General features: G+C 61.9%; 14 protein-coding genes and 3 pseudogenes. 13 read left to right on the top strand and 4 right to left on the bottom strand.

Annotated features, from left to right (window positions below):
* The 5 genes and pseudogenes from JCM19049_RS18750 to JCM19049_RS18740 form a co-directional block, all read left to right on the top strand.
* Window positions 1–319: pseudogene (locus JCM19049_RS18750) on the top strand (hypothetical protein); the annotation flags it as partial.
* Window positions 274–609, top strand: coding sequence for a helix-turn-helix domain-containing protein (locus JCM19049_RS05155; RefSeq protein ID WP_279402506.1), 336 nt, complete (start codon window positions 274–276; stop codon window positions 607–609). The pseudogene JCM19049_RS18750 and the gene JCM19049_RS05155, both read left to right, overlap by 46 nt.
* Before the next feature lie 53 nt (window positions 610–662).
* A complete protein-coding gene (locus tag JCM19049_RS05150; RefSeq protein WP_054821032.1) occupies window positions 663–1097 on the top strand; it encodes a hypothetical protein in 435 nt (144 codons plus the stop codon).
* A gap of 100 nt (window positions 1098–1197) precedes the next feature.
* A pseudogene (locus tag JCM19049_RS18745) lies at window positions 1198–1377 on the top strand (HIT family protein); the annotation flags it as partial.
* 101 nt (window positions 1378–1478) lie between these two features.
* Window positions 1479–1613 carry a hypothetical protein gene (locus tag JCM19049_RS18740; RefSeq protein WP_279402507.1) on the top strand — a complete coding sequence of 45 codons (135 nt, stop codon included), beginning with the start codon at window positions 1479–1481 and terminating at the stop codon, window positions 1611–1613.
* 187 nt (window positions 1614–1800) lie between these two features.
* Here the strand turns inward: JCM19049_RS18740 and JCM19049_RS05140 are convergent, their stop codons facing one another.
* Window positions 1801–2061, bottom strand: a complete 261-nt coding sequence (locus tag JCM19049_RS05140; protein ID WP_054821031.1) for a hypothetical protein — start codon at window positions 2059–2061, stop codon at window positions 1801–1803.
* A gap of 517 nt (window positions 2062–2578) precedes the next feature.
* A pseudogene (locus tag JCM19049_RS05135) lies at window positions 2579–3675 on the bottom strand (polyprenyl synthetase family protein).
* 553 nt (window positions 3676–4228) lie between these two features.
* On the opposite strand from JCM19049_RS05135, the gene JCM19049_RS05130 reads away from it, so the two are divergent.
* The 7 genes from JCM19049_RS05130 to JCM19049_RS05110 all read left to right on the top strand — a co-directional run bounded on the left by JCM19049_RS05130 (window position 4229) and on the right by JCM19049_RS05110 (window position 8119).
* A complete protein-coding gene (locus JCM19049_RS05130) occupies window positions 4229–4540 on the top strand; it encodes a hypothetical protein (RefSeq protein WP_279402505.1) in 312 nt (103 codons plus the stop codon).
* A gap of 111 nt (window positions 4541–4651) precedes the next feature.
* Window positions 4652–5314, top strand: a complete 663-nt coding sequence (locus JCM19049_RS05125; RefSeq protein ID WP_279402504.1) for an isochorismate synthase MenF — start codon at window positions 4652–4654, stop codon at window positions 5312–5314.
* Window positions 5315–5631: 317 nt separating this feature from the next.
* Complete coding sequence (locus tag JCM19049_RS18735) at window positions 5632–5775, top strand: hypothetical protein (RefSeq protein WP_279402503.1); 144 nt, start codon at window positions 5632–5634, stop codon at window positions 5773–5775.
* The gene (locus JCM19049_RS23175) at window positions 5772–6188 is read left to right on the top strand and encodes a transporter substrate-binding domain-containing protein (protein ID WP_374700236.1); all 417 of its coding nucleotides are present in this window, start codon (window positions 5772–5774) and stop codon (window positions 6186–6188) included. The genes JCM19049_RS18735 and JCM19049_RS23175 overlap by 4 nt, the downstream gene beginning before the upstream one ends.
* Window positions 6185–6418 (top strand): substrate-binding periplasmic protein, encoded by a 234-nt coding sequence (locus tag JCM19049_RS23170; protein ID WP_374700235.1) that lies wholly within the window; start codon window positions 6185–6187, stop codon window positions 6416–6418. The genes JCM19049_RS23175 and JCM19049_RS23170 overlap by 4 nt, the downstream gene beginning before the upstream one ends.
* 112 nt (window positions 6419–6530) lie before the next feature.
* A complete protein-coding gene (locus JCM19049_RS05115; protein WP_054821028.1) occupies window positions 6531–7325 on the top strand; it encodes an amino acid ABC transporter permease in 795 nt (264 codons plus the stop codon).
* Window positions 7326–7336: 11 nt separating this feature from the next.
* The gene (locus JCM19049_RS05110) at window positions 7337–8119 is read left to right on the top strand and encodes an amino acid ABC transporter ATP-binding protein (protein ID WP_054821027.1); all 783 of its coding nucleotides are present in this window, start codon (window positions 7337–7339) and stop codon (window positions 8117–8119) included.
* 87 nt (window positions 8120–8206) lie between these two features.
* Here JCM19049_RS05110 and JCM19049_RS05105 read toward each other — a convergent pair whose 3' ends face one another.
* Both JCM19049_RS05105 and JCM19049_RS05100 read right to left on the bottom strand, forming a co-directional pair.
* The gene (locus JCM19049_RS05105; RefSeq protein ID WP_279402502.1) at window positions 8207–8521 is read right to left on the bottom strand and encodes a hypothetical protein; all 315 of its coding nucleotides are present in this window, start codon (window positions 8519–8521) and stop codon (window positions 8207–8209) included.
* Between the two features lie 186 nt (window positions 8522–8707).
* A complete protein-coding gene (locus tag JCM19049_RS05100) occupies window positions 8708–8980 on the bottom strand; it encodes a hypothetical protein (RefSeq protein ID WP_054821025.1) in 273 nt (90 codons plus the stop codon).
* A gap of 31 nt (window positions 8981–9011) precedes the next feature.
* Between JCM19049_RS05100 and JCM19049_RS05095 the strand changes: the two genes are divergently transcribed.
* On the top strand, window positions 9012–9257 hold a 246-nt coding region (locus tag JCM19049_RS05095), incomplete at its 3' end, for a hypothetical protein (RefSeq protein WP_279402501.1).

Below are 9257 nucleotides of genomic sequence, written 5' to 3'. Positions count from 1 at the left end.
ACCGGCAGCGCAACCACGTGGCCATCCTCATCCAGCCGTCTCCGCGGCGTCGGTGCTGCCGAGCCTGCCGTTGCCCCCGCTGCTAGAGCAACAGGTCACCTCGATGATCGATGACCGTTTGGCGATGCTGCTCCCCCAGGAGCTGGCCGCGCAGGCGGTAACGCTGATCAGCGAGTACCTGGAGAAGGCCGGGATTCAGGCGTCCATTGGCTACGGCGGCAGCTATCCGGGGCGCGCGGGGTGCGGTGGAGCTACTTTGAGGCACTGGAGGCGTTGCGCCACGGGGAACGGGTTAATGCCCCGGCCAAGCTGTCGCTGACCTCCCTGCTGCTCACCGCCAAGGACGTGCCCATCCACGATCTGGCTGCCGAGGCGCTGGGGCCGCTGCAGAAATTCGACCGGACCAACCGCGGCGAACTGGTGACCACGCTGCGCGAGTACTTCAAGCTGGACGGTTCGGTCGGCGCCGTGGCCGAGTCGCTGGGATTGCACCGCAACACGGTGCGCTACCGGCTGCAGCAGATCACCGAGCTCTCCGGCTACGACCCGACGGTCACCGGCGACCGGGTGCAGCTGTGGATCGCATTAATCGCCCTGGAACTGGCCTGAGCGAGCGCCGCCCCGGTTCCCTGCCGGGGGCCGTGAGTCGATAGGATATTGACATGGCTGACATGTTCATTGAGAAGTTCCGTTCCCTGGTTCCCAAGTATCTGGATGACGCCTGGAGCCAGAGTGACGGGTTGAGCGCTGCGGAACTGGGTGGGGCATTGGAGGAGTCTCGGGTGCAGATCCCCCAGGTGCTGGAGGAGTTCTACCGTTCGCTGGGTAACTGCGAGGACTTCATGGAGGCCTACCACTACTTCTTCGACCCTGAGGAGCTGGAGGTGGAGGACGGCTACCTCTTGTTCCTGGAGGACGAGGAGGAAAAATTCGTCTGGGGCTTCAAGGTCAACCAGCTCGACGTGCCCGATCCGATTGTTTACCGCCGCAACAACGCGCGCGGCAACTGGACCAGTGAGGAAGGAACGTTCAGCGAGTTCACGCTGGACATGTTCGCCTGGGTGTTCGAGGAGCTCAGCGCGGAATTGGAGAATTAGTGCTGCACCATTCCCACGCCCCGGCCGGTACCAGTGCCCGTTTTGCGAGCTGCTCAATGACCTGCCGTTCAGCGAGGGGAACCTGTGCGCTCCCACAGACATGATCTACCAGACGCGTCACGCGGCGGCGATCATGGCCTGTGACGGGTTCGGCAAATACGGCGGACACGTGATGATCATCCCCACCGCCCACCTTGAATCCCTCTATGACCTTGATGATGAGGTCGGCGCGGCGATTATGCGTGAGACCCGCCGGATTGCCCTGGCCATGAAACTTGCCTGGGCTCCGGAGGGAACCAGCACCCGGCAGCACAATGAGCCCGCTGGCAACCAGCACGTGTGCACTATCACCAGCACGTCTTTGCCCGTTATTCAGATGACATGCTCTATCGCCAGCTGCGCCACCGGGTGCCGGTGGCGGACCGGGCGGAAAAGGCCGAGCAGCTGCGTGCCGCGGTGTTCTCCGAGCGCCACCCCTTCGCTCTGACCGAGGCGGAGTTGCGGCGGGTTTCCTAGTCCTGGTCTGCACGTAGGTCGAGCACCTGACGACCTTTCGGGCGCCTTTTTGGCACGAGCAGCCCACGAGCGGCAGCAAATGGCTGCGTCGCCGGCGTCGAGGCTGCAATGATCGAGCTGTCGCTCTTGCAGCCTAAACCTTAGTCTCACTCGAACCTTCAGCAGACTCGGGGTTCTTCTGCGAGCGTCAGTTGAAGTAGAGAATCGACTGATACTGCGGCCTGTAACCGATGTACTGCTCCCCCTTGCAATACCGCTGAATACTGACCGTGTAGCCCTTATTTCGCAGGTGCTTCGCCCGAGCATTGGTTTCCGCTTGGCAAACCCGCAAGTTGTTGTACCACCGAGTTTGGGTGTCCGCTTGGGCGGCAGGAGCCAGGGCCATCATCCCGACGGTCAGGCAAAGCGCCGTCGCGCCAGTGGTTAACATCTTCTTGATTTTCAGCACCGCTCGATCTCCTTACGCACATCATTTCGCTTTTAGTACACACTAATTACTTTCTGCGCTTCGTCAACCCTTTGCAAGCTATTAACACGCTAGGAATTTGGCTGCGTAGCTAGGTTCTGTGACCTGCTTGTATTTAGCCAAGCGTCAAGACCCGCAGAGAACAGCAACAGCAATCCGTGGAAGGGTAGCTGAGGGAAAGGATAAATAAACCGAAGATATCGCGAATCTTTTTGTCCTACTTTGATCTTCGCGTCACCCGTTGAACGCATTGCACCGATCACGATCCCTGGGTGAGTGAACCAGGGACCGCAACTTGTTTTTCTGCACCCCTTCGATATCGGTTCTTCAAAGGAACCGAGCTCACAGCAGCTGCATCAGGAAAACCGACATAGACGGCGTTATCACTTACCTATGGCACAACATTGCGGCATGACAAAGGATCGGCCGGCCCCCGCATGGGAGCCGGCCGATCCTTTTTGAAGTCTGTTGGTCTGCCCCCTCAAGGACGCTTTAACGCTCAGGCCTCGCGGGTGACCACGGCGTCAGCGAAGGCGATCAACGCGTGCTTCACGGTGCCTTCGGGCAGCGGCTCCAGAACCTTGATGGCATCATCAGCCCACTGGCGGGCCACTTCCCAGGCCTGGCGGGTTGCCGGGTGCGCTCCGACGGCCGCAACGGCCTGGGCCAGCGCCTCGTCACTGCTCAAATCACCGTCAACAAGCTCCAGGGCCGCGATTGCATCCTGGTCCCCGTGTGCCGCGGCTTCACGCAGCTTCAGCACCGGCAGGGTGGGAACTTCTTCGCGCAGGTCGGTCCCCGGAGTCTTACCCGAGTTGCCGCTGGTGGCGACCAGGTCGATCACGTCGTCGGCCACCTGGAAGGCCACGCCTACCTTTTCGCCGTATTCGCGCAGGATCGCCACATATTCCGGGCGCTGGCCGAAACGGGCACCAAAGGCGCCGGAGGTTGCCAGCAGGGAGGCGGTCTTGTCGCTGATGACCTGCAGGTGGTGGGCGATCGGGTCGTCCCCCTCGCGCGGGCCAATCCATTCGTGCAGCTGTCCCAGGCAGAGGCGCTCAAAGGTGCGTGACTGCCAGGTGACCGCTTCCGGGCCCAGCTCGGCACCGAGCACCGACGCACGGGCAAAGATCAGGTCACCGGCCAGAATGGCAACTGAGTTGCCCCACACCTCGTGGGCGGTCGGGGCGCCGCGGCGCATCGGGCCGAATCCATGACGTCATCGTGGTAAAGCGTGGCCAGGTGGGTCAGTTCCACCACGGCGGCCGCCTTAATGACATCGTCGTCGATTCCCTCGCCCAGCAGCGCGGTCAGCAGCACCAGCAGCGGGCGCACCCGCTTGCCCCCGGCCTCCACGAGGTGTCGGGAGGAGGCGTCGATCAGCGGATCGGAGTTGGCGATTGCGTCGCGCAGCAGCTTCTCGACCTTGGCCAGCCCGGTGGAGACGGCCGGGCCGAACTCCGGGTCCTCGGCAATCGGGGCGAAACCTGCTGGAAGATTGATGGTCGCGGCCAGTGCCGCGGTTTCCGGATTCAGCTCTATCGAGTTCGGAACCTCATGCCCGGCTGCGGTCCAGTTGCTTTTCGAATCAGTCACTGTTTTACGGCTTACTTATCTTTCAACGGGTTTGGTTATCGTCCAGGAGGACTCCTCGGCAGCGCACCGCTTCCGAAACTTCTATCACTCTAGCCGATGTGGCCCTCCTCTTTCTCTTTGCGGTGCTGTTATCTTCGCCGTGGGCCAGAGGCCACAAGGCACAGCGGTACACGGCACACCCTTACCGCCCCCACCTCGTGGGCAGGACAACTCCGGCGCACGGGCGCACTGGGCCGGAGCGTGACTGCGGCCACCAGCACAGCCTCACCGCGCGCTTTCGGCGGTAGGCTTAGCCGTATCATGTCTGCCGATTTGCCTGTCGCCTCCCCTGCCTTCGTGCAGCAGGAGCTGCCTGTTCTTGCCAGTGTGACCTTTAGTTTCGACCACACCGATCCGTCCTTTGTGCTCGACGCATTGCGTCACCGAGCCCTGGTGTGGACCCGGCAGGGTGACGGCCTGGTGGGCCTGGGGGCGGTGGCCCGTCTGCATACCCAGGGGCTGAACGCTTCGCGACGCACGGCAGTGGTTTACCGACCTCGTGCAGCGCGCCACCGTGATCGATCCAATCAACCAGCCCGGCAGCGGGCCGGTGGCCTTCGGCGCGTTCGCATTCTCGTATACCAGCAACTACCGTTCCCGGCTGGTGATCCCGGAGGTGGTCCTGGGCAAGGACGGAGCGCTTTCGTGGATCACCATCACCAGCGACACCCTGGACACCGAGCAGCTCACCTACGATTACGCACTGGCCCGGTGCCAGGAGCTGCTGGACGAGGCGGCCTACACCGGCGCCCCGCACGGCACGATCAGCCTGCAGCCCGGAGACCTGACCGCAGGCTCCTACCTGAAGGCGTCACCCAGGCGCTGAAGGTGTTGGAGGGTGACGAGATTTCCAAGCTCGTGCTTTCCCGGGACGTGATTGCCCACAGCAGCGGCGGCATCGATTTGGCGCAGGTTGTCCGGGAGCTGGTTGGCGGCTATGACAACTGCTGGACCTACTCGGTGGACGCTGGTGGGTGCCACCCCGGAAATGCTGGTGCGCGTCACCAACGGCACCGCCGAAGCGCGGGTCCTGGCCGGCACCCTGGACCGGGCCACGGCTCCGGTCGGGGAAGCAGGCTACCCACAGCGAGTCCTGCTGAGTGACCCGAAGCAGCGTGTGGAGCACCAGTTGGCCATCGACTCGCTGACCCTGGCGCTGGATCCGATTTCCCACGGCATGCAGGCCCCCGAGGAACCGTTCATCCTGGAATTGCCCAATGTCTGGCACCTGGCAAGTGATGTCAGCGCCGAGCTGCGCCCCGGCTCTGATGGCCGGTTCCCCACCGCACTTGATATCGCCGAGATTTTCCATCCCACCGCTGCGGTGTGCGGCACCCCCACAAAGCTTGCCGGGAAGGTGCTGCGCGAACTGGAGGGGCTGGACCGCGGCCCCTATGCGGGACCGGTGGGCTGGATCGATTCGCGCGGCGACGGCGAATTTGGCATTGCCCTGCGCGGAGGCGTGCTGGAAGACGAAAGCAATATGCGCTTGTACGCCGGTTGCGGGATCGTCACCGGCTCGGATCCGGAGTCAGAACTGGCCGAATCGTGGGCCAAGATGCGGCCCATGCTGCAGGCCCTGCACGCCGAGCGCCAGTAAAATCCATGCCCCGGCTATCAAGCGGCCGGAGATGGGGCCCGACTGTGGTGGCTGCGCACCACACCCACCTCAGAGGTCGGGCCGCGCTAAAACAGCATTCACAGTCAAACTTTGAATCTTGACCTTTTTGCAGTTTCCCGCTGACAAGTCCTCGTGCCCAACGCTTCACCACGGCTGGGGAGGGATTAGGTGGGCAATGAGCAAGTAATGCTTATTCCCACGTGACACGGTGTGATGCGAATCTCAGGTGGGCCGCGTCATGGTTATGATTATCAGGACGCCTGTAACTCGCATCACCTGAAAGTAGGTCCCGTTCCATGCGCACCTTCAAGAAGAACGTACTATCCACTCTCGCCATCGGATCAGCAGCGCTCATCGCGCTGACCGGCTGTGGCGGCTCCGACAACGGCAGCTCGGACACCGAGGCAGTGGATTCACTCCCCGCACCGCTGGACAGTTGACGGTCTGCTCCGATGTTCCCTACGAACCGTTCGAATTCAAAAAGGACGGCGAGATCGTTGGCCTGGACATTGATATCGCCAACGAGATTGCTTCGGACATGGATTTGAAACTGAGCGTCATCACCGCAGGTTTCGACTCGATCGAGTCCGGCCTCTTCAAGACTCAGTGCGATATCGCGATGTCGTCGATTTCGATCACCGATGCGCGCAAGGCCAACATGGACTTCTCGGAACCTTACCTGGATGACGACCTGATGCTGGTCGCCCGTAAGGGTCCGGGATCACCGATGTTGAATCCGCCAAGGGCAAGCGTGTCGCCGTTCAGCAGGCTACCACCGGTGAGAAATACGGCAAGGAACAAGGACTGGAAACCATCGGCTATGAAGACTCCGGTCTTCAGCTCCAGGCTTTGACCTCGAACAAGGCGGATGCGGCGCTGGGAAACCAGTCCGTATTGCGCTATGCGATCGCGGACAAGCCGGACTTTGAAGTCGTTCAAGAGATTCAGACCGGTGAAAAGCTTGGTGTTGCGGTGCCGAAGGACAGCGCCGAGCTGCTGGACAAGGTGAATTCCACTCTGGACCGGCTGAAGAGCTCGGGTGACCTGGACAAGATGACCGACAAGTGGTTGGGGCAGAAGTAGGAATCTTCTAAAGCGGTCTTCGCGAGGAGACCGCTTCCCACACTTCAATGATTTCGCGCGGCGCTTCAATCACAAGTTGGAGCGCCGCGCCCGACAACCATGAGGTTCTTCCATGGCTATGACCACAAGTCAACGGGCTCGTATCAGCAAGATCATTCAAATAGCGGTCTTCGTCGTTGTTCTCGCAGTACTTATCCTTGCTGCCGACTGGCCACAAATCCGAAGCTCGTTCTTCGCTTTCGAGAAGATTGGATCGATGTTCCCCGATCTCATCCTTGTCGGGCTGAAAAACACAATCTTCTACACCATTATTTCTTTTGCTTTCGGTCTAGTGCTGGGTTTGCTGTTGGCGCTCATGAAAATGGCGTCTTTTGCTCCCTACCGCTGGTTCGCCACCGGTTTCATCGAGTTCTTCCGCGGCGTTCCGGCAATCCTCGTGCTTCTCGCATTCGGCTTCGGCGTTCCTGTCGCCTTTCCGGAATCAAACTGGCCGCAACCGGTAAACATCATGGTCGCGTTGGGTTTGGTGTCGGCCGCATACATTGCCGAAACGTTGCGTGCAGGCCTGCAAGCCGTTCCCAAGGGACAAACTGAAGCAGCAAGGTCGTTGGGGATGCCAGCTTGGCGAGCCATGGTGACCATCGTCATTCCCCAGGCTTTTCGAATCGTGCTGCCGCCGCTGACCAATGAAGTCATTCTTCTGACCAAGGACTCCTCTCTGGCGTTTATTTTGGGCATGAGCTTGACTCAATACGAGATTACAAAATTTGGTCGCGAGGGAATTACCGCCTTGGGAGCGGGCATTACTCCGCTAATCGTGGCAGGTGCCTTCTATCTGGTCATCACCATTCCATTGAGCCTGATCGCGCGTCGTTTTGAGGGTTCCTCCGCCCGGCAAAAGCGCTAGGAGAAAGCATCATGAGTACATCTACGACAGAACAAAAGTTTGAAGCAGCGGGCGCGAACATCACCGGTTTGCGCAAGTCTTATGGCAACAATGAAGTGCTCAAAGGGATCGACTTGAACCTCGAACCGGGAGAGGTGGTCTGCCTGATCGGCCCCTCCGGTTCGGGTAAGTCGACTCTCCTGCGCTGCGTCAACCTACTGGAAAAGCCGAACGGCGGCACCATTCATGTCGGCGGTTTCGAGGCTACGGATCCTGATGTGGATCTGGACAGGATGCGCCGACATGTCGGCATGGTTTTCCAGCAGTTCAATCTCTTCCCCCACCTGACCGTGTTGGAGAACTGCACCGTTGCCCAGATCAAGGTCGCAAAACGGCCCAAGAGCGAGGCAAAGAGGATTGCTCAATCCAATCTCGACCGGGTGGGACTAGGTGATTTTGGCAGCCGCTATCCGGATCAGTTGTCAGGCGGGCAACAGCAACGCGTCGCCATTGCCCGCGCGTTGTCCATGGAACCGCGGCTGATGCTCTTCGATGAGCCCACAAGCGCACTGGACCCCGAAACGGTGGGCGAGGTCTTGGCGATTATGAAGTCGCTGGCCAAGGGTGGCATGACCATGCTGGTGGTCACCCACGAAATGACGTTTGCCAAGGAAGTGGCCGACCGCGTGGTGTTCATGGACGACGGGGTGGTGGTTGAGGAGGGCAAGGCAGCCGACGTGATCGGCAACCCGCAGCAGCCGCGCACCCAGGACTTCCTGCGCCGGGTCCTGGATCCCACCCACGTGGATATCTAGGCCGGAACCCAGCAGCCCAAGCAGAAATAAGACACCGCGCACCCTTGGGTGCGCGGTGTCTTTGTGCCATGGCCTGAGCAGGCTGGGCTACCGTTCGGGCCAGGGCAGCGCACCGACGGCTTCAGCCCACTGCACGGACTGGGCGCGGACCTGCTCGCGCGGGGCGCGTACTTCGATCAGCCGCACCCCGGCCCGTTGGGGTGCCGCCAACAGTTCCTCCAGCTCGCCGGAATTTTGCGGGCAGTAGTACTTCCATCCGTAGGCCTGGGCGAGGGCGTCGAGTCGGGCCGTGTGCGGGGTGGCGAACAGGCGTTCCACCGCCTGCCCGTACCGCCCCGATTCGTGGACCGCCCCGTGTTCCAGCGTGGAGAAGATCGCCCCGCCGGCATCGTTGTACACCACCACGTCCAGGGTGGGTCGCGGTTCATCGGGGCCAGCAGCAGGGCCGAGGCCTCGTGCAGGAAGGTGATGTCCCCCAGCACGGCACGGGTCGGCTGGCCGCTGGCGATGGCCAGGCCCAAGGCGGTGGAGATGCTCCCGTCAATGCCGGCCAGACCCCGGTTGGCGTACACCCGGGCTCCGGGCCGGTCATCCCCGGCAGCGGCCCAGGTCAAAGTCGCGCACGATGTTGGAGGAGCCGATGAACAACGGCCCCTGCCGGTGGCGCCACAACAGCTGGGCCAGCTGGTAGCCGTTGACATGCTTCGACGGCTGCAGGTCCCTTACTATGCCCTGTGCCTGCGCGTCCAGGCTCCGCCAGGCGTCCAGCCACCCCTTCGGGGCGGTACCGGCGAACTCGATGAGCTGGGCGGGGTCTGCGACGAGCCGTTCGCGGCGCCGGCCCGGGGCGTACCAGGACACCGCCCGGGCTGGTACAGGCGCTGGGAATGTTGTGATTCGCCAGCAGGCGGGCCACCGGGCGGCTGAGCGTGGGGCGGCCAAAGAGCACCACCCGCTCGATCCGTTCCCCGGCCACGGCCAGCAGCAGCCGGTAATGGGTGATCAGCTGGGCGAGAACCGTGCGTTCGAGGACGGTTCGGCCAACAGCGGCAGCCCCAGGGCCTGGGCGAAGGCTGGGCTTCGGGGCCGGCGTCATGCCCAGCCAACACCACGGTGCGTCGTGCCGGCAGGGCGCCGG

The sequence above is a fragment of the Arthrobacter sp. JCM 19049 genome (assembly GCF_001310435.1).
Note: the sequence above shows the minus strand (reverse complement) of the source record. Positions and strands in the feature narration are given on the sequence as shown.

Excerpts from the sequence above, each read along its gene's own strand:
- JCM19049_RS05150 (WP_054821032.1), top strand. The coding sequence starts at position 663 with ATGGCTGACATGTTCATTGAGAAGTTCCGTTCCCTGGTTCCCAAGTAT.
- JCM19049_RS18740 (WP_279402507.1), top strand. The coding sequence starts at position 1,479 with ATGCTCTATCGCCAGCTGCGCCACCGGGTGCCGGTGGCGGACCGGGCG.
- JCM19049_RS05125 (WP_279402504.1), top strand. The coding sequence starts at position 4,652 with ATGACAACTGCTGGACCTACTCGGTGGACGCTGGTGGGTGCCACCCCG.
- JCM19049_RS18735 (WP_279402503.1), top strand. The coding sequence starts at position 5,632 with ATGCGCACCTTCAAGAAGAACGTACTATCCACTCTCGCCATCGGATCA.
- JCM19049_RS05115 (WP_054821028.1), top strand. The coding sequence starts at position 6,531 with ATGGCTATGACCACAAGTCAACGGGCTCGTATCAGCAAGATCATTCAA.
- JCM19049_RS05110 (WP_054821027.1), top strand. The coding sequence starts at position 7,337 with ATGAGTACATCTACGACAGAACAAAAGTTTGAAGCAGCGGGCGCGAAC.